Origin of the sequence: Aeromonas veronii, assembly GCA_041319085.1 — a bacterium.
In the GTDB taxonomy this organism is placed as follows: domain Bacteria; phylum Pseudomonadota; class Gammaproteobacteria; order Enterobacterales; family Aeromonadaceae; genus Aeromonas; species Aeromonas veronii_F.
Window position 1 is genome coordinate 2948073 of the sequence record CP101033.1, and the last position, 17232, is coordinate 2965304.

At 56.7% G+C, this 17232-nt stretch carries 20 protein-coding genes; all 20 read right to left on the minus strand.

All coding sequences use genetic code 11. From position 1 onward, the window contains the following. Positions 1-75: 75 nt before the first annotated feature. The 20 genes from NMD14_13870 to cheY all read right to left on the minus strand — a co-directional run bounded on the left by NMD14_13870 (position 76) and on the right by cheY (position 17162). Positions 76-888, minus strand: a complete 813-nt coding sequence (locus NMD14_13870) for a VacJ family lipoprotein (protein ID XEI31847.1) — start codon at positions 886-888, stop codon at positions 76-78. Between the two features lie 84 nt (positions 889-972). Next, positions 973-2241 carry a c-type cytochrome biogenesis protein CcmI gene (gene ccmI / locus NMD14_13875; GenBank protein XEI31848.1) on the minus strand — a complete coding sequence of 423 codons (1269 nt, stop codon included), beginning with the start codon at positions 2239-2241 and terminating at the stop codon, positions 973-975. Then, the gene (locus NMD14_13880; GenBank protein ID XEI31849.1) at positions 2238-2717 is read right to left on the minus strand and encodes a cytochrome c-type biogenesis protein CcmH; all 480 of its coding nucleotides are present in this window, start codon (positions 2715-2717) and stop codon (positions 2238-2240) included. The genes ccmI and NMD14_13880 overlap by 4 nt, the downstream gene beginning before the upstream one ends. Before the next feature lie 11 nt (positions 2718-2728). After that, entirely contained in the window at positions 2729-3259 is a 531-nt protein-coding gene (locus NMD14_13885) for a DsbE family thiol:disulfide interchange protein (GenBank protein XEI31850.1), read from the minus strand. After that, a complete protein-coding gene (locus NMD14_13890; GenBank protein ID XEI31851.1) occupies positions 3256-5211 on the minus strand; it encodes a heme lyase CcmF/NrfE family subunit in 1956 nt (651 codons plus the stop codon). The genes NMD14_13885 and NMD14_13890 overlap by 4 nt, the downstream gene beginning before the upstream one ends. 82 nt (positions 5212-5293) lie before the next feature. Next, positions 5294-5785: a cytochrome c maturation protein CcmE gene (gene ccmE / locus NMD14_13895; protein XEI31852.1), complete on the minus strand. Its 492-nt coding sequence runs from the start codon at positions 5783-5785 to the stop codon at positions 5294-5296. After that, a complete protein-coding gene (ccmD, locus tag NMD14_13900; GenBank protein XEI31853.1) occupies positions 5782-5988 on the minus strand; it encodes a heme exporter protein CcmD in 207 nt (68 codons plus the stop codon). The genes ccmE and ccmD overlap by 4 nt, the downstream gene beginning before the upstream one ends. Positions 5989-5990: 2 nt before the next feature. Beyond that, a complete protein-coding gene (locus NMD14_13905) occupies positions 5991-6731 on the minus strand; it encodes a heme ABC transporter permease (protein XEI31854.1) in 741 nt (246 codons plus the stop codon). Between the two features lie 170 nt (positions 6732-6901). Next, the gene (gene ccmB, locus NMD14_13910; protein XEI31855.1) at positions 6902-7570 is read right to left on the minus strand and encodes a heme exporter protein CcmB; all 669 of its coding nucleotides are present in this window, start codon (positions 7568-7570) and stop codon (positions 6902-6904) included. Positions 7571-7574: 4 nt separating this feature from the next. After that, complete coding sequence (ccmA, locus tag NMD14_13915; GenBank protein XEI31856.1) at positions 7575-8219, minus strand: cytochrome c biogenesis heme-transporting ATPase CcmA; 645 nt, start codon at positions 8217-8219, stop codon at positions 7575-7577. A 198-nt stretch (positions 8220-8417) separates the two neighbouring features. Further along, complete coding sequence (locus NMD14_13920; GenBank protein XEI34769.1) at positions 8418-8795, minus strand: DUF2802 domain-containing protein; 378 nt, start codon at positions 8793-8795, stop codon at positions 8418-8420. A 28-nt stretch (positions 8796-8823) separates the two neighbouring features. Continuing rightward, complete coding sequence (locus NMD14_13925; protein ID XEI31857.1) at positions 8824-9312, minus strand: chemotaxis protein CheW; 489 nt, start codon at positions 9310-9312, stop codon at positions 8824-8826. A gap of 69 nt (positions 9313-9381) precedes the next feature. Beyond that, positions 9382-10254, minus strand: coding sequence for a chemotaxis protein CheW (locus NMD14_13930; GenBank protein ID XEI31858.1), 873 nt, complete (start codon positions 10252-10254; stop codon positions 9382-9384). Beyond that, positions 10251-11045, minus strand: a complete 795-nt coding sequence (locus NMD14_13935; GenBank protein XEI31859.1) for a ParA family protein — start codon at positions 11043-11045, stop codon at positions 10251-10253. The genes NMD14_13930 and NMD14_13935 overlap by 4 nt, the downstream gene beginning before the upstream one ends. A gap of 4 nt (positions 11046-11049) precedes the next feature. After that, complete coding sequence (locus NMD14_13940) at positions 11050-11970, minus strand: OmpA family protein (protein XEI31860.1); 921 nt, start codon at positions 11968-11970, stop codon at positions 11050-11052. Between the two features lie 2 nt (positions 11971-11972). Further along, positions 11973-12710 (minus strand): flagellar motor protein, encoded by a 738-nt coding sequence (locus NMD14_13945; GenBank protein XEI31861.1) that lies wholly within the window; start codon positions 12708-12710, stop codon positions 11973-11975. 2 nt (positions 12711-12712) lie between these two features. Further along, positions 12713-13831 carry a chemotaxis response regulator protein-glutamate methylesterase gene (locus NMD14_13950; GenBank protein XEI31862.1) on the minus strand — a complete coding sequence of 373 codons (1119 nt, stop codon included), beginning with the start codon at positions 13829-13831 and terminating at the stop codon, positions 12713-12715. A gap of 32 nt (positions 13832-13863) precedes the next feature. Beyond that, positions 13864-16014 carry a chemotaxis protein CheA gene (locus tag NMD14_13955; protein ID XEI31863.1) on the minus strand — a complete coding sequence of 717 codons (2151 nt, stop codon included), beginning with the start codon at positions 16012-16014 and terminating at the stop codon, positions 13864-13866. Between the two features lie 11 nt (positions 16015-16025). Continuing rightward, positions 16026-16766 carry a protein phosphatase CheZ gene (locus tag NMD14_13960; protein XEI31864.1) on the minus strand — a complete coding sequence of 247 codons (741 nt, stop codon included), beginning with the start codon at positions 16764-16766 and terminating at the stop codon, positions 16026-16028. A gap of 12 nt (positions 16767-16778) precedes the next feature. Continuing rightward, positions 16779-17162: a chemotaxis response regulator CheY gene (gene cheY, locus NMD14_13965; protein ID XEI31865.1), complete on the minus strand. Its 384-nt coding sequence runs from the start codon at positions 17160-17162 to the stop codon at positions 16779-16781. Positions 17163-17232 lie beyond the last annotated feature (70 nt).

The window sequence follows — 17232 nt, forward strand, 5'->3', positions numbered from 1 at the left end:
GCGTTTTTATCTCCAGATAGCAAAGAAAGTAAAAAAGCGCCCGCAGGCGCCTTTTCACATATCGGGATGGCCCGCTTACTGGTCCAACTCATCCATATACTCATCCAGATTGGCATCGTCAGCCTGCTTTTGTTGAGACGCCTTCAGCTCGGTCTGCTTGCCCGTCACCTTGTTCTGGTTGTATTGCAGATAAAAATCCTTGGTCAGGGCGTAAGGATCGAGCGAGTTGTCGATGATCCGCTCCTGATCGATCAACTTGGCGCGGGTACCCAGGCCATCCAGCACCCAGTGCACCACTCTCAACGGGAAAGTCAGCAAAGCATAAGGGAAATACAATGTATCAACGGTATCACCCACCAGTTTGCGGGTGGTGGTCGGGCCGTAGACCGGCACCATGATGTAGGCACCATCTCCGATATCGGCGCGGCCCAGCACGGTATTGAGCTCCAGCTTGTTGCGTGCAAGGCCAGCATGTTTGGCCACATCGAAGATACCCAGCAGACCGACCGTGGTGTTGAGGGTAAAGCGCCCCAAGTTGGTGCCTGCCCCTTTCAAATCACCGGTGATCAAATGGTTCACCATGCTGCTCGGTTCATTGAAGTTTTCCACCAGATTCTCGAGGCCATCCTTCACCCCAGTCGGCACATAACGTGCGTAGGTATGTACCACAGGGCGAGCCACATAGGGCTCCAGCACATCATAGTTGACCGCCCACATCGCCCGGTTGGCCCCTTGGAAGGGGTCACGCGGATCGGCCGCGGTACTGGTGGCGCCCGGAGGATTGATCCCGGGATGAAGATCCAGACTCGCTGGGCCAGGCTTGGGCGGGCCCCCGGCACAGCCAGCCAGCAAGAGGGCTGCCAGTATGGCTCCTGAACGAAGATACATATGATTGTCCTGACGCTTTATTTTGATTTATCAGAAGTATAGATAACCCGGCCCCATCCAGGGGCCGGGTTATTCAAAGGCATATTAGAGGGCGTGATCGATGCGGATGTCAATCGGCGCTGCAGGGATATCGGCCGTCTTGACCGGCACGGAGACCCCTTCAAAAGCCCCTTCCTTGTTCATCACATTACCACCGCGCGAAAGACGCGCCTTGAACTGCAGCTCCGGATAGGCCGCCAGCTTGCTGCCTTCCATCATGGCATCGCCATCTCCCAGCGAGAGGGTTACAGGCAGCATGGGGCCTGCGATCTGCTTCACGGCGATGGGCATGGGTGGCCCATTTGGGATCACTGCAAAGACGAAGAGATGGGCATCCTCCGGCATCTGGATACCTGCCGCCAGCGTGATATGGAGGGGGAATTCCCCCTCCTTCACTGCCACCGGTTGCCGCTGCCCGGCACTCTCCTTGGCGGTGTCCGGGGTCGTCACCTCGATGCCGCGCTGCTTGAGCTGCGCGCGGGCATACTCCATGGAGCGCTCGACCATCACGTAACGGGGGGTGCCTTTCTCCATCAGGGGTAACATCGCCTGCCAGCGAGCCAGAGCGGTCTGGAAATCCTCTTTCTGCAGCGCCATAAAGGCATAGACGGAGCGCGCCTCGATATTATCAGGCTCCTGCGCGATAGCCGCCTGCAACAGGGCATCCGCTTGCGCCTCTTTCCCCGTCATCATCAGCGCCTGCGCGTAGGGCACCGCCACCAGCGATTTCTGGGGGGCAAGCGTGTAGGCCCGCTCCAGCGCCTCGCTGGCCATCTCGGGATCGTTGCCATCCAGCGCCAAGCGTCCCAGCAGCAACCAGCCGCGGTAGTCATTCGGTTCATCCTTGAGGCGGGTACGCAGTGCCAGCGTGAAGTCCAGCAGATCCTGCTCGGTCACCTGGGCATCGCGTTCCACCAGAATGCGATTGCTCAACTCGCCAAGACGGCTGCTGGCATCTTGCCAGCGACTCACCTCTTGCCAGGAGCCCAACTTGTAGTAGAGCCCCAGACTCACCACCACCAGCACCAAGACACCCGGGATCCAGATCAGACTCTTGCCACTGCGGGCAGTCTGCTCCACATCGGGAATATCATCCAGCAAGCTGCGTTGCAGCTCGACCAGCGAGTCGGACTCCTCTGCCAAGACCCCCTGCTCGCGCTCTTCGCCAATTTCCAGCAACCGCTGGCGATAGAGCTGTTTGTTGAGCGCCGAGCGACTGATGCTCTGTTTGCCTTCACCACGCCACAGCGGCACGACGAGCGCCAGACTCACCAGCACCAGCAAGCCCGCAATCACTATCCAAAAAGCGGTCATTGTTTCTCTTCCTCTTTGAGCAGCTCGGCCAGTCGGCGCTGCTCCTCCTCGCTCAGGGCGTTATCCAGTTGTTTTTTCACCGCAGGGGGCCGGCGGCTGCGCATCACGACCACGGCGCCACCGATCAGGATCACCAGCAGCGGGCCGAGCCAGAGGATCAGGGTGGAGGCCATCAGGGGCGGGTTATAGAGGATAAAGTTGCCGTAGCGGGCCACCATGTAATCCACGATCTCCTCTTTATCCTTACCCTCGCGCACCATCTGGTAGGTCTTGTCGCGCAAGTCCTTGGCCAGCCCCGCATTGGAGTCGGCGATATCCTGGTTCTGGCACTTAGGGCAGCGCAGCTCCTTGGTCAGTTCGCGAAAGACCTGCTCCTGATTGCCGTTGTCGAAGGTGTAGACATCGATAGCGGCCATGGCCGGCGCTTGCACTATCCATCCCAGCAACAGCAGCAGGGAAGCAATAAATACTCTCATCAGGGCTCCCCTCACTTCATGGCATCAAAGATGGGTTTGAGGGTCGACGCCCAGTTTTCGGGGTTGATATCCCCCACGTGGCGATACCGGATGATCCCCTTGCTGTCGATAAAGAAGGTCTCCGGCGCGCCATATACCCCGAGATCCAGCCCCAGCATGCCGTCCGGATCATAGAGATTGACCTGATAGGGGTTGCCCAGCTCCGCCAGCCACTTGATCGCCTTGTCGCGCTCATCCTTGTAGTTCATGCCAATGATGGGAATGCCCTGCCCTGCCAGCTGTTTGAGGTAGGTGTGCTCGCCGTAGCAGGTCGGGCACCAGGTGGCCCAGACGTTGAGCAGCATGGGACGACCGGTCAGGATACTGCGATCGTGCTGCTTGTTCAGATCGTAAATGTCCTGCAGGGTGAACATCGGCACCTCTTTGCCCACCATCACGGACTCAAGCTTGGTGGGATCGGAGTAGAGCCCCTTGAACAGGAACACAGCCCCCAGCAAAAAGACGATAAAGGGGATTAAAAACAACCAGGTCTTTTTGTTCATGCCTTGGCCTCCTCTTCACGACGGCCGAAACGGTAACGCTTGTCGAGCATCGCCAGCACGCCACCGATGGCCATAAAGACGCCACCGAACCAGATCCAGCGCACGAACGGCTTGTAGTAGATCCGCACTGCCCAGGCCCCGTTGTCGAGCTGTTCCCCCAGCGCCGCATAGAGATCACGGGTGATACCGGCATCGATGGCCGCTTCGGTCATCGGCATCCGGCTCACCTTGTACATCCGCTTCTCAGGCTTGAGCAGGGCGACCTGCTCGCCATTCCGGTTCACTTCCAGCACCCCCTTGAAGCCATCATAGTTGGGGCCGTTCTTCTCTTTGATCCCGGCAAAGACGAACTCGTAATCGGCAAAGTGCACCCGATCACCCGCCTGCATTCGAAGGTCCTTCTCGATGCTGTAATTCTGGGTGCAGGCGATACCTATGATGCTGACTGCCAGCCCCACATGGCCAAGGATCATGGCCCAGTGGCTGTTGCCAAGCTTGCGCACGCCGACCGCAAAGTTGTGTTTGTGGGTCGCTCGTGCCCAGGTCTCCTGCACGCTGGTAACGATGATCCAGGCGCCCAGACCAATCCCTACCGCCGCCCACGGCTTGAAGGTTTCGGCAAAGGCTAGCGGCAACAGCACGGCAGCGGCCAGACTCAGCACCAGTGCCACGACCACCTTGCCTCTGAGTTCCCCCAGCTCCTGACGACGCCAGCGAAACAGCGGGCCAATCCCCAGCAGCAGGGCAAACGGGATGATCAGCCAGCTGTAGATGTGGTTGAAGAAGGGAGTACCGATGGAGATGCTCCCCAGCCCCAGCTCCTTGTGCACCAGCGGCAGCAAGGTGCCGAGCAGCACGGTCAGCAGACCCGCCACCAGCATGATGTTGTTGCAGAGCAGCAGGGTCTCGCGACTCCACAGCTCGTGTTTGCCGTGGCTCTTCACCTGCGAGCCTTTGAAGGCAAACAGCAGCAAGGATGAACCGATCACCGCCAGCAGGAAGCCGAGAATAAACAGGCCGCGGGTCGGGTCGGAGGCGAACGCATGGACCGACACCAGCACGCCGGAGCGCACCAGGAAGGTACCGAGCAGGCTCAACGAGAAGGCAGAGAGGGCCAGCAGCACGGTCCACGCCTTGAAGGTGGCGCGCTTCTCGCTCACCGCCAGCGAGTGCAGCAGAGCGGTCCCCGCCAACCAGGGCATGAAGGAGGCATTTTCTACCGGATCCCAGAACCACCAGCCGCCCCAGCCGAGCTCGTAGTAGGCCCACCAAGAGCCGAGCACGATGCCCAGGGTCAGGAATACCCAGGCCGCCATGGTCCAGGGGCGCGACCAGCGAGCCCAGGTCGCATCGAGACGGCCGGTCATCAGCGAGGCAATGGCAAAGGCAAACGCCACCGAGAAGCCCACATAGCCCATGTAGAGCATCGGCGGATGGAAGATGAGGCCCGGATCCTGCAGCAGGGGATTGAGGTCACGACCATCGACCGGAAAATAGGGCAAGGTACGGGTGAAGGGATCGGAGGTGAACAGCACGAAGGCGGTAAAGCCGACCGAGATCAGCCCCAGCACGCCAAGTACCCGCGCAACGGCATCAAGCGGCAGACGGCGACTGAACATGGCCACCGCCGCAGTCCAGCCCCCTAAGGTCAGAACCCACAGCAGCAGGGAACCTTCATGGGCCCCCCATACCGCCGAGATGCGATAGGCGAGCGGCAGCAGGCTGTTGGAGTTAGTGGCCACATACTGCACGGTGAAGTCGTTATCGATAAAAGCCCAGGTCAGGCAGAGAAACGACAACAGCAGTAGCAAGAACTGGGCATAGGCGAGCGGACGGGCCGCCGACATCATGCCAAGACGCCCCCAGCTGGCGCCAAGCAGCGGGTAGCTGCCCAGCAGCAGAGCGGTGGCAAAGGCCAGGATCAGCGCAAACTGACCTAATTCCGGGATCATGAAGGCATTCCTTTCAATTGAACGGTGACAACAGCCGCATCACGCACGGCAGGCAAAGCGAAAAAGGCAACCACCACAGGGATCACTGCTTGGCTCCCTTCAACTGCGCCTCGGAGTACTCCGGCTTGAAGTGCATGCCGTTGGTGGCATCGGCCACTTCCGGCGGCATGTAGTTCTCATCGTGCTTGGCCAGCACCTCGAACGCCTCTACGGTCGTGGCATCCTTGAGGGTGCCCTGGGCAACAATCCCCTGCCCTTCACGGAACAAGTCCGGCAGGATGCCGTCAAACTCGACCGTCACCAGATGACCGCCGTTATCCACCAGCTTGAAGGCCACCTTGAGGCTCTGGGGATCCCGCTGTACCGACCCCGGCAAGACCAATCCACCGATGCGCAGGCGCTGCCCCTCTTCCGGCTTGATCTTGTCCGGCCCCTTCCCCTCCACCAACTCGCTCGGGGTGTAGAAGAGGTCGATATTCTGACTGAGGGCGTAGAGCACCAGTCCGCTGACGGTCGCCAGACCCAGGGTGATGGCCAGAATGATGGTGAGGCGTTTTTTGCGTCTCGGATTCATAGGGTGTTCTCCATCTGCCGGGCCGCCTTGCGACGGGCCTCACGCGCCTGTTTGCTGCGCAACTCGCCGAGCAGGCTGCGGGTTTTCATGCGGGTAGAAATGATGATGCCGACCAGACACACCAGCGTCAGGCCAAAAGAGAGCCAGACATAGAAGGCGTAACCGCCCATCGCCATAAAATCACTGAAAGAGGCAAAGTGCATGCTTACTTCTCCTGCTCTGCAATCTCTTTGACCCAGGGACGATGCCACTCCCGCATCAGGAGTTCATTGCGAAAACGCATCAGGGTCAGGGCACCGAGAAACGCGGCAAACGCCAGGATCATGATCAGCAGCGGCCAGAGCATCTCGGGCGAAATGGACGGTTTGTCAAATTTGGTGATGGTGGCTCCCTGATGCAGGGTGTTCCACCACTCCACCGAGTAGTGAATGATGGGCAGGTTGATCACCCCCACCAGCGCCAGAATACCGGCGGCACGGCCAGCGACCACCTTGTCACTGAAGGCGTTGTAGAGGGCAATCACGCCGAGGTAGAGAAACAGCAGGATCAGCTCAGAGGTGAGCCGTGCATCCCACACCCACCAGGTTCCCCACATCGGCTTGCCCCAGGCGGCACCGGTAAAGAGGGCGATAAAGGTAAAGACGGCGCCGACCGGCGCAATGGCTGCAACCGTCATGTCCGCCATCCGCAGTTGCCACACCAGGCCGATAAAGGCAGCCACCGCCATAGTGGAGTAGGCACCCATGGAGAGAATGGCGGAAGGCACATGGATATAGATGATCCGGAACGAATCTCCCTGCTGGTAATCCGCTGGCGCAAACGCAAGGCCCCAGACAGTACCGATCACAAACGAGAGCAGACTAATCACCGCAAACCAGGGCAACAGCGTGCCTGCCAGCTGATAGGCCCGCTCCGGTTTGGCATAAGGGTGCAACCATTTCCACATAGCTCACAAAACCTTTTTGTTATTAATCGTTTGGCGAGGCCTACCATACCGACCACGGGGCAGCATCAAATACCCCGAAAGCAATAAGCGGCGCTCTCCTTGATCCATCGCAACATTATTTTTTGTAAAAAGACTCCGTTCGGAGCCAAATCCAGTTCAGCACACTGCCATCAGTTGAGGCTGACCCGCAATGCCGCCGACACAGCCAGCGGCGTCAGCGTCAAAGCGCCCACCAGCATGGCGGCCAGAATGGCAAGCTGCCCGCCATAGGGCAAGCTCATCCCCGCGGCATCAATGGCTGAGGTGGCAAAAATCAGTACCGGAATATAGAGCGGCAGGATCAGCAGACTGAGCAGCACCCCGCCTTTGCGCAGCCCCACCGTCAACGCGACCCCGACCGCGCCGAGCAGGCTCAATACCGGAGTGCCTAGTGCCAGCGTCGCGACGACGGCCAGATAGGTGTTCATATCCAGCGACAGCAAAATCGCCAGCAAGGGAGAGATCAGCAGCAGCGGCAAGCCGGTCAGCAGCCAGTGAGCGACCACTTTCGCCAGCGCCAGCAAGCCCAGCGGGTGCGGCATCAGCATCATCTGCTCCAGCGCACCATCGGCAAAGTCGTCGCGAAACAGTCGCTCCAGCGACAGCATGGCCGCCAATAGCGCCGCCACCCAGATAATCCCCGGGGCAATACGGGCCAGCAGCTTGGGCTCCGGGCCAATCCCTAGCGGAAACAGGGTGATGACGATGAGGAAAAACCAGAGCGGATTGAGAATATCGGAACGCTGGCGCAGGGCCATCAGCAGTTCACGGTGAATAAGGTGCATAACTGCGCGCAACATGGCGTTACTCCTGCAATGTCGAGGCGAAGGGGGTCAACGAGATACTCTTCAGCCGTCCCTGCATCAGAGTCAGATCCTGATGGGTGGTGAGGATCACCATGCCGCCCCGTTCGGCGTGGGCCAAAAAGAGCTGCTCGAGTACCTTGACCCCCTGCTTGTCGATGGCGGTAAAGGGTTCATCGAGGATCCAGAGCGCCGGTTTCTGTGACAGCCAGAGTCTGGCCAGGGCCACGCGGCGTTGCTGACCGGCAGAGAGTTGCCCGGTCGGGTTCTCTTCAAACCCGGCCAGCCCTACCCGGGCCAATATCTGCCACAAGTCAGTCTCTGTTTGCTGCGGGTGATGCAACTGCTGGTAGAACTTCAGGTTTTCAAAAGGGGTCAGCGCCGCTTTGACGCCGGGCTGATGACCGAGATAGAGCAGCTTGGCATGATACTCATCACGACAGTGACGAATATTCTCCCCATTCCAGCACACCTCACCGGCAAATGGTTGCGACAGCCCGGTCAACAACCGCAACAGGCTGGTCTTGCCGACACCGTTGGGCCCTTCGATTTGCACCAGATCGCCGGGCGCCACAGAGAAAGAGAGGTGTTCAAACAGAGTGCGATCTTCGCGCACGCAGCTCAGATTGTTAACTTGAAGCAGCATGGGGATTTTTTCAGAGAAAATGAAGCGGTCTGCATCTTAACACAGTATTGGAATAGGTCTTTTCAAAGATGCAACAATTGAACTGACTGGCGACCGGGATCACAAAGAAAATACGGCAGAAACAACCCGCTCAACGCAGCTGGCGGGAAAGCGACTGCGCGCCATAAAATTCAGGAAGGCAGTTGCCTTCCTGAATCATCAAGAGCGACCTTTTCGCAACGATATCAAGAGCTCGGCCTCTGCCTTTGGCAACTCGCACTCACTCATGACTTCATCAAGATCGGCGCCCAGTTCGACCATCTTGGCCGCTCGGCTGTAGAGCCTGCGCTCGGGATCCTGCAGGGTCAGCTCTTGCTGGCGATCATTGACCTGCTGCATTGCCCCTTCCACCGATTGCAGACGCTGCCCCATGCCAATAGCACCGGTATGGAGCTCCATCATTTGCTTACGCAAGCTTTCCAGCTGACCTTGCAGCGTTGTCACACTGGCCTCGGACTCCTGTTTGCTGCGCTTGCTCTTGAACCAGCTATAAGAGGCAAACGCCAAGGCAATCAGGGACACCCCCAAGGCAACCATCTCGATTATCAAAACATCACCTTACTTATCAGAGGGAACCAATATCTTCCCACTCTTCATCGGAGAGCAGCTTGTTCAAGTCAACCAGGATCAGCAGTTGGCCATCGCGGTTGCTCACCCCCTGAATAAACTTGGCGCTCTCTTCCGTGCCGACTGCAGGAGCCGCATCGATTTCGGAAGAGCGCAGATAAACCACTTCTGCCACGCTGTCGACCATGATGCCGATCACCTGCTTCTCGGCCTCGATGATCACGATCCGGGAGTTTTCACTCACATCACCGGAAGGCAGACCGAAGCGGGAACGGGTATCGATGACAGTCACCACATTGCCACGCAGGTTGATGATCCCCAGTACGTACTCCGGCGCACCCGGCACCGGCGCAATTTCGGTGTAGCGCAACACCTCCTGAACCTGCATCACATTGATGCCATAGGTTTCGTTTTCCAGTTGGAAGGTTACCCATTGCAGCACTTCATCTTCGGCCAGATTCTGTGCAATATTGCGCTTTTCTGTCATGTTTTTATTCCTTTTATGAAAACGTCTACTGCTAAAACTAGCAATAAAACAGCTCGATTGCAGAAGCTATCAGCGACCTTCTATGTTCACCCCGCGCTCCAGCATCAGGCGTAGTTCGCGAACGTGTAACAGGGCACACATTTTTTCTTTGACCATGCCTGCCAACCAGGGGCGCTTGCCCTCCTGATGGCGCCACTTGACCTGCTCACGATGTAACAACTCGGTCCCTTTCAGGTGATGACACGCCAGCCCCCAAGGGGATTCGCCAAGCATAATCAGGTACTTGTAATCATCCATCTCGAGATGCTGGCCCGGCATGACCCACTGGGCCGTATCGACCACATTCATCTTCTGCTCGCGGGAAGTCATGATCCCCTTGTACCAGCGCGGCTGGCCAAACAGGGAGGTGATCTCGCCCAACTGATAAATGCCGCCAAGCTCGGTCAACGGCACCGCAAACGTCACGCCAGCGACATCAAAAAAAAGGGCCTGAAACTCTTTACCGGTGTCGATATTTTCCCAAGCGACAGGCTCACAGGTATCTACTGGATCAACCTCCAGCGCCGTCTCGGTCAGAATAGTGGTATGGGGCTCTACAGCCTCGGGAGCAAGCACTTCAGCCGGCCATTCCGGCTCCACCGGCAACAGTGACTCTTCCGCGACAATCTCCAGCGGTGCGGTGAGTGTTGCTTCCTGGGTGAAGGCGTCATTCTCAAACTGGACTTGTCCCACCTGCGCCAGCAACTCACCGAGCTGGGCAAGCCGTGGATCGTTTTCGAGGTAAGGTGCAGCGACCACATCGGGAACGCTCTGGGACTGACGTAGCAACTGCAATACCGGGGCGGATTGACGCTCTTCCACCTCATCCAGCACCAGCGGCTCATCGAGCAGCAGAGAGTGGAAATAGTCATCCATCGCTCGGACTTGAATGGTATCGCTCATGCCGTCACCTCATGAACCCGTTGCCGCTCGAGGGCATCAAGATGGTTGAGCAGCGTTTCGTATGCATAGGTTCCGCGACTCCCGGGAGAATAGATAGACGGGGGGATATGCAGCAAGCTGGCATCCCGAAATTTGGTATCAATGGGGATCACCGCATTCCACACCGAATCCCCATATTGATCCTTGATCGATTTCAAGGTCATCAGAGAGGCACGGGTACGCTTGTCAAACATGGTCGGGATCACGGTATAACGGAACTTGTCACGCTTGGAGCGCTGCATGATCTCAAATGTTTTCATCATCCGCTCCAACCCCTTAAGCGCGAGAAACTCGGTCTGGACAGGCACCAGAATACGGTCGCAGGCCGCCAGCGCGTTGACCATCATCACCCCCAGCACCGGCGGGCAATCGATCAGCACGTAATCATATTGATCCTGAATACGCAGCAGTGCCCGCTTCAGTACCAATCCCATGCCCTCACGATTGCCCATCACCCGATCAAGGGTCGCCAGGGTAATGGATGCTGGCAGCAAATGGATATTGTCGAACTTGGTCTTGAGCGTCAGTTTATTGACAAGCTCGGCGGTCGGTTTGACCGCCTGAAACAGCTCATAAAGAGTGCCATCGAGGCGATCGGAATCAAAATCAAGATATGCAGTCAGCGAGGCATGGGGATCGGTGTCAATCAACAGCACCCGCTGGCCACGCTGGGCCAGGATCCCGGCAAGCGAGACCACTGTGGTGGTTTTACCCACTCCACCTTTCTGGTTGGCAACCGTCCAAACAATCACTGTATCAATCCTGCCTTGTTGTTATGCGTATGCCACCACCGGGCAAGGTGATCACCTTTATCTCTCCTGCATCCACCGCCTGCTGCACCGCAGGAACCGGCTTGGCAACCACTGGGGGCGTTGCAACCACAGGTGCCGGCGGCACCCAGGCAAATTTGGAGATAGCGACCACAACCTTGCGATTCTGCAGTCTGCCCTGTTCGCTGCTGTTGTCAGCAAAGGGGGAAAACTCGCCATATGCCTCGAACGCCAGACGCTGGGGGGCGATACCATCGGCGATCAAACCATTGAGTACCGCCTCGGCCCGAGCGGCAGAGAGCGCCCAGTTAGAACGATAAATTTCATTATTTATCTGTTGGTTATCGGTATAACCCCGAACCCTTACATAGTTATCGACCGGTTTGAGAATACTTGAAAGAGTATTAATGACCGGTGCAGCGTTTGGTCCCAAAAAGGCACTGCCGCTGCCAAACAACAAGCCGGCACTGAGTTCAACCGTCAGCCAGTTTTCATCTTGTGTCAGTTTGACGATGCCGGCATCCACCAGCGCTCCCATGCTCTGTTGCAACTGCATATCGAGTTGCGCAAGTGTCGTGCCATCTTGCAGCACTGGCACACCAGAAATCGGAGCAAGTGAAGGAGCGGGGGATGCAGGGCTTTCCAGCAACGAGGGGGATGCAGAGACCGCATTGTCCAGCAGGGAATTGCCCTGCCCCTCCAGCAAACCGTGACTCCCGGGTTGCATGACACTGAACGCCTGACTCATGCCATCGATCACCGCGCGGTACTTGTCCTTGTTCACCAGCGCAACGGAGTAGAGCACCACGAACAGGGCAAAGATCAACGTCATATAATCGGCATAGGAGACCAGCCAACGGTCAAGATGCTCGCGACCCTGCAAGTGCAACCGATAGCGCTTGCGCATGGCTACTCTCCTTTCAAATAGGCCCTGAGCCGACGCTCAACCTGCACACCATTCTCACCATGGGAGATGGCCAGTAGCCCTTCCAGGGTCATCTCCTGAAAGAGTGCATAGTGATAGTGAAATGCGCGTAGCCGGTTGGCGATAGGCAGGTAGATAAGGTTGGCAAACCCCACCCCATAGATGGTTGCCACAAATGCAACTGCGATGCCCGCCCCCAGCGCGGACGGATCTTCGAGATGAAACATGGCCTGGATCAAGCCCAGCACAGCACCGATGATCCCGATGGTCGGACTGTACCCCCCCATGGCCTCAAATACCCTGGCAGCATGTTCATTGCGCTCCTGCTCGATATCGATGTCAGCCTCCAGCAGCATACGTATATCCTCTGTGGATACCCCATCGACAATCATGCCAAGCCCTTGGCGGGTAAAGTGGTCCTTCTCCTGCTCGGCCTGATTTTCAAGGGCCAGCAGCCCTTGCTGGCGCGCAAAAACGGCCCACGACTGCAACCGTTCGGCCTGCATCGCGAGATCTTGCCGGGGAGGGGTAAAAATCCATAACAGTTGGCGCAACGCCAGCAGAATGTACTTGGCAGGAGTCTGCAATGTCACAGCACCGACAGTACCACCCAGTACGATCAGAAAAGCGGGGCCGTCCACCAACGTCAACAGGGAGCCACCATGCCACAGCTGGGCAATAGCAATAGCCCCCAATGCCAGGAGCAGACCGAGCAAGCCCATGATTAGCGCCCCAACTCAACCAGAATACGCTGGGCTACCTTGTCCAGAGGAAGTGATTCGCTGGCAATCCCTGCCTTGGCAACCGCTTGGGGCATCCCATATACCACGCAGGAAGCCTCATCCTGAGCCCAGATGGTCGAGCCCTGCTCTTTCAGCAGTCTGGCACCATCACGGCCATCGGCGCCCATACCGGTCAGCACAATCGCCAGTACCTTGTCGGCATAGGTCTTGGCCGCCGAGGCGAAAGTGATGTCAACACAAGGTTTGTAATTTACCTTGTCGTTGCCATCCACGATGCGGATGCGGGCACCTACGCCACGCCCTTCCAGCAGCATCTGTTTACCACCAGGCGCCAGATAGGCATGGCCCGGTTTGAGCACATCGCCATCCTCGGCCTCCTTGACGCCAATCTGGCACAAGCCATTGAGACGGGCGGCAAATGCGGCGGTGAAGGTGGCAGGCATATGCTGAATAAGCAGGATGGGATGGGGAAAATCCCCCGGTAACTTGGTCAGCACATTCTGCAGAGCCACAGGCCCGCCGGTAGAAGTGCCGATTGCCACCAACTGATACGTCTTGCCACTGCGCTTGAATGAGGCGCTTGGAACAGCAGTGCGTTGCAAGTCAGACTGACGATCTGGAGTTCTGGGCGCAGTGCTGCCCAGCGGAGCACGAGCAACCGGCTCGGGTGCTTTGGGGCGGGCCGCAGATGTCATCAGGAAGCGCTTGCGGGAGATCTCCTTCACCCGCTGTTGCAACAATCTGACCGCTTCGTCCTTGTCTCTGGCAATGTCTTCAAACTTCTTGGGTAAGAAGTCGATGGCTCCGGCGTCAAGTGCATCCAGCGTCGCCTTGGCCCCTTCATGGGTCAGGGAGGAGAACATCAGAATGGGGGTTGGGCACTTGGCCATGATCTCCCGCACCGCACTGATGCCATCCATCACGGGCATCTCAATGTCCATGGTGATCACATCAGGACGCAGCGACATCGCCTTGTCCACCGCTTCACGCCCATTCTGAGCCGTATCGATCACCGTCAGCATGGGATCCTGATTGATGATCTCGCTCACCCGACGGCGAAAGAAACTTGAATCGTCGACAACTAATATCTTGACTGCCATTGTTGTTATTCTAACTCCTTGAGCCTGAGCTATTAGTGTCTACGCGCATATGCTTTGAGCAGACCCGGCACATCCAAAATAAGAGCAATACCGCCATCACTGGTAATCGTCGCCCCGGCCATGCCAGGCGTACCTTGCAGCAGGTTATCGAGTGGCTTGATCACCACCTCTTCCTGACCAATCAAGCTGTCGACCACAAACCCGATTTGCTGAGTACCAATCTGCACGATCACCACATGCCCGGTATCCTGGCGAGAACGCTTGCTGGACCCACGGTTCAACCATTTGTGCAGATAGAAAAGCGGTATTGCTTTCTCGCGCACTATGATGGTGAGCTGACCATCCACCATATTGGCCTTTTTCAGGTCCAGATGGAAAATTTCGTTCACACAACCAAGGGGCAAGGCGAAGGTCTGTTCACCCACTTCCACCATCAGGGTCGGTAGGATAGCCAGCGTCAACGGAACCTTGATCTCGAGACGGGTACCTTTCCCCCAGGTGGAGTCGATATGTACTGAGCCATTGAGGCTGACAATACTGGTCTTGACCACGTCCATCCCGACACCACGGCCGGAAATATCAGAGATTTCGGCCTTGGTAGAAAAGCCCGGGGCAAAGATCAAGTTATAGGCATCGTTGTCGCTCATGCGTGCTGCGGTATCCGCATCCAGCACGCCACGACTGATCGCAATGGCTTTGAGCTTTTCAGGATCCATACCCGCCCCATCATCCTCGATGCAGAGCAGGATATGGTCACCTTGCTGAGAGGCGCTAAGAGTGATCGTCCCTTGCCGCGGTTTACCCGCCTTCTCCCGCACATCCGGCATCTCGACACCGTGGTCACAAGAGTTGCGAACGAGGTGAACCAGAGGATCGGCGAGCGCCTCTACCAAGTTTTTATCCAGATCGGTCTCTTCCCCCACCATCACCAGCTCAATCTCTTTTTTGAGGGTTCTGGCCAGATCACGAACTACCCGCGGGAAGCGACCAAACACCTTCTTGATTGGCTGCATGCGGGTTTTCATCACCGCACCTTGCAGGTCAGCCGTTACCACATCGAGATTGGCAACAGCTTTTGACATCTCTTCATCATTGCTGGCTATGCCCAAGCTCACCAAACGGTTACGTACCAGTACCAGCTCACCCACCATATTCATGATGACGTCGAGGGTCTTGGTATCCACCCGCACTGTGGTATCGCTTTGTACAGCACTGTTTTCTGCTGGAGCGGGCGCAGCCTTGACAGCTGGCGCAGGTGCCTTGGCTGCTTCTGCGGGTTTTGCCGGTGCTGTCGGTACAGGTTTAGCGACAGGAGCATCTGGCTTGGACGGGGTCCCCGCGGCTGGTGCCCTGGTACTCTGCGGTGCTTGGCCACGGCCATGCAATTCATCAAGCAGACGCTCAAACTCATCATCATCGATAAGCTCGTCCACCTCTTTTTGCACGGACTTCAACGGATTGACTTCTGGCGCTCCGATGTGCTGACCCTGACCATGAAGCTGATCCAGCAAGGCTTCAAACTCATCATCGGTGATATCACCAGAGCCACCCGCTATCGGGGCAACTGCAGCAACTTTGGTGGGGGCACCACCCACGCCGTGAAGTTCGTCCAGCAAACGCTCGAATTCGTCTGCTGAAATTTCATCGATAGAGCCACCGCCATTGACAGGGGCCGGACCACTACTGATGGCAACGGGTTCAACTGCCTCGGGAACAACGTTGACTATTGACGCTGCGGGGTCAGGCTCCGCTGCAACGGCTGCACTGGTGGCAGTGCGCAGTTGCTCTTCCCCTTCCGGCTTGCACAACTCGTGGAGGTCATGAAGCAAATCATCTGACGCAGGGCTGGGTGCTTCGCGATTTTGAACCTGGGCGAACATGACATTGATGGCATCCAGCGCTTGCAGGATCACATCCATCAGCTCGGCGGTAACGGTTCGTTTGCCATTACGCAAAATGTCGAATACGTTTTCTGCACCATGGCATACATCAACCAGTTCGCCGAGCGACAGAAAACCTGCGCCCCCTTTCACAGTATGAAAACCGCGAAAAATGGCATTCAGCAGATTCTTGTCATCAGGCCGTTTTTCCAAGTCAACCAGTTGTTCAGACAACTGTTCCAATATTTCGGATGCTTCGACCAGAAAGTCTTGCAGTATGTCCTCATCAACCTCGAAGGCCATGCGTCACTCCATTAGAATCCCAGGCTAGACAGCAGATCGTCCACATCATCCTGACCATTAACCACATCGGCACGAGTCTCCGGGTGCATGATCGGCCCTTCTGCTTCAATCCCGTTGACAGGAAGGCTGCGAGTTGAATGCTCAGCAGAGGCTTCACCAAACATGGTCAGCATTTCTATTAATTTTGTTTCAACTTCCTGAACAAGCTTGATGACCTTGCGGATCATCTGCCCTGTCAAATCCTGAAAATCTTGCGCCATCAGGATTTCTGTCAGCAGTTGTCGTAATTTATCGGCATCAGACTCAGAAGCCTTAATAAAATCATCAAGTTGGTGACATAAGGATTTGAACTGCCCCACACTCATGTCACGGGACATCAGCGCATTCCAGTTCGGCATCACCAACTGGATATTGTCATTAAGGCGATCCGCTATCGGTAAACTGGCTTCCACCGCATCCATGGTGCGATTGGCCGCTTTATCGGTCATATCGATAACGTAGCTCAGGCGCTCCCGTGCATCGGGAATTTCATGGGTAGCCAAATCGGGAATACGGGGATCGAGGCGAAATTCTTGAAGTGAATCATGCAGTTGTCGGGTCAGCTGACCTACTTTATCAAACAGATCGGCTGCGTTGGGGGCACATACTTCGGCAAGCAGTTCATCGGCCAGCTCAAATTTATCTTGCTCCAGATGAGCAACAAGCGTCCTTGCCTGGTCGAGCGAAATCATTGCTCTCGTTTTGGCCATCATCCCTGCAGCTCCTTAGCCAATTCGTTCGAAAATTTTGTCGAGTTTTTCTTTGAGCGTTGCTGCAGTGAAGGGCTTGACGATGTAACCGTTGACGCCTGCTTGGGCAGCTTCAATGATCTGCTCACGCTTGGCTTCAGCCGTGACCATCAGTACCGGCAGATGCTTGAGCTTCTCATCAACACGGATGGCTTTAAGCAGGTCGATACCTTGCATGCCTGGCATGTTCCAGTCGGTCACCACAAACTGAAAATCACCATTTTTCAGCATCGGCAATGCTGTATTGCCGTCATCCGCCTCATGGGTATTGTTGAATCCCAAATCGCGCAGCAAGTTCTTGATAATCCGGCGCATCGTTGAAAAATCGTCAACAATGAGGATTTTCATGTTCTTGTCCAAAATTCCCTCCTAAATAGCCACCAGAGTGGCTCACTTACATGATGCTAAAAACGGGTTGTGTCGTGCGGAT

Coding starts and splice junctions, on each gene's coding strand:
- ccmA (XEI31856.1), bottom strand. CDS start 8,219: ATGCTGCTTCAAGTTAACAATCTGAGCTGCGTGCGCGAAGATCGCACT.
- NMD14_13930 (XEI31858.1), bottom strand. CDS start 10,254: ATGAGCGATACCATTCAAGTCCGAGCGATGGATGACTATTTCCACTCT.
- NMD14_13905 (XEI31854.1), bottom strand. CDS start 6,731: ATGTGGAAATGGTTGCACCCTTATGCCAAACCGGAGCGGGCCTATCAG.
- NMD14_13925 (XEI31857.1), bottom strand. CDS start 9,312: ATGACAGAAAAGCGCAATATTGCACAGAATCTGGCCGAAGATGAAGTG.
- ccmB (XEI31855.1), bottom strand. CDS start 7,570: ATGTTGCGCGCAGTTATGCACCTTATTCACCGTGAACTGCTGATGGCC.
- NMD14_13940 (XEI31860.1), bottom strand. CDS start 11,970: ATGCGCAAGCGCTATCGGTTGCACTTGCAGGGTCGCGAGCATCTTGAC.
- NMD14_13945 (XEI31861.1), bottom strand. CDS start 12,710: ATGGGCTTGCTCGGTCTGCTCCTGGCATTGGGGGCTATTGCTATTGCC.
- NMD14_13960 (XEI31864.1), bottom strand. CDS start 16,766: ATGATGGCCAAAACGAGAGCAATGATTTCGCTCGACCAGGCAAGGACG.
- NMD14_13870 (XEI31847.1), bottom strand. CDS start 888: ATGTATCTTCGTTCAGGAGCCATACTGGCAGCCCTCTTGCTGGCTGGC.
- NMD14_13950 (XEI31862.1), bottom strand. CDS start 13,831: ATGGCAGTCAAGATATTAGTTGTCGACGATTCAAGTTTCTTTCGCCGT.
- NMD14_13955 (XEI31863.1), bottom strand. CDS start 16,014: ATGGCCTTCGAGGTTGATGAGGACATACTGCAAGACTTTCTGGTCGAA.
- ccmD (XEI31853.1), bottom strand. CDS start 5,988: ATGCACTTTGCCTCTTTCAGTGATTTTATGGCGATGGGCGGTTACGCC.
- ccmI (XEI31848.1), bottom strand. CDS start 2,241: ATGACCGCTTTTTGGATAGTGATTGCGGGCTTGCTGGTGCTGGTGAGT.
- ccmE (XEI31852.1), bottom strand. CDS start 5,785: ATGAATCCGAGACGCAAAAAACGCCTCACCATCATTCTGGCCATCACC.
- NMD14_13890 (XEI31851.1), bottom strand. CDS start 5,211: ATGATCCCGGAATTAGGTCAGTTTGCGCTGATCCTGGCCTTTGCCACC.
- NMD14_13880 (XEI31849.1), bottom strand. CDS start 2,717: ATGAGAGTATTTATTGCTTCCCTGCTGCTGTTGCTGGGATGGATAGTG.
- NMD14_13885 (XEI31850.1), bottom strand. CDS start 3,259: ATGAACAAAAAGACCTGGTTGTTTTTAATCCCCTTTATCGTCTTTTTG.
- NMD14_13920 (XEI34769.1), bottom strand. CDS start 8,795: ATGGTTGCCTTGGGGGTGTCCCTGATTGCCTTGGCGTTTGCCTCTTAT.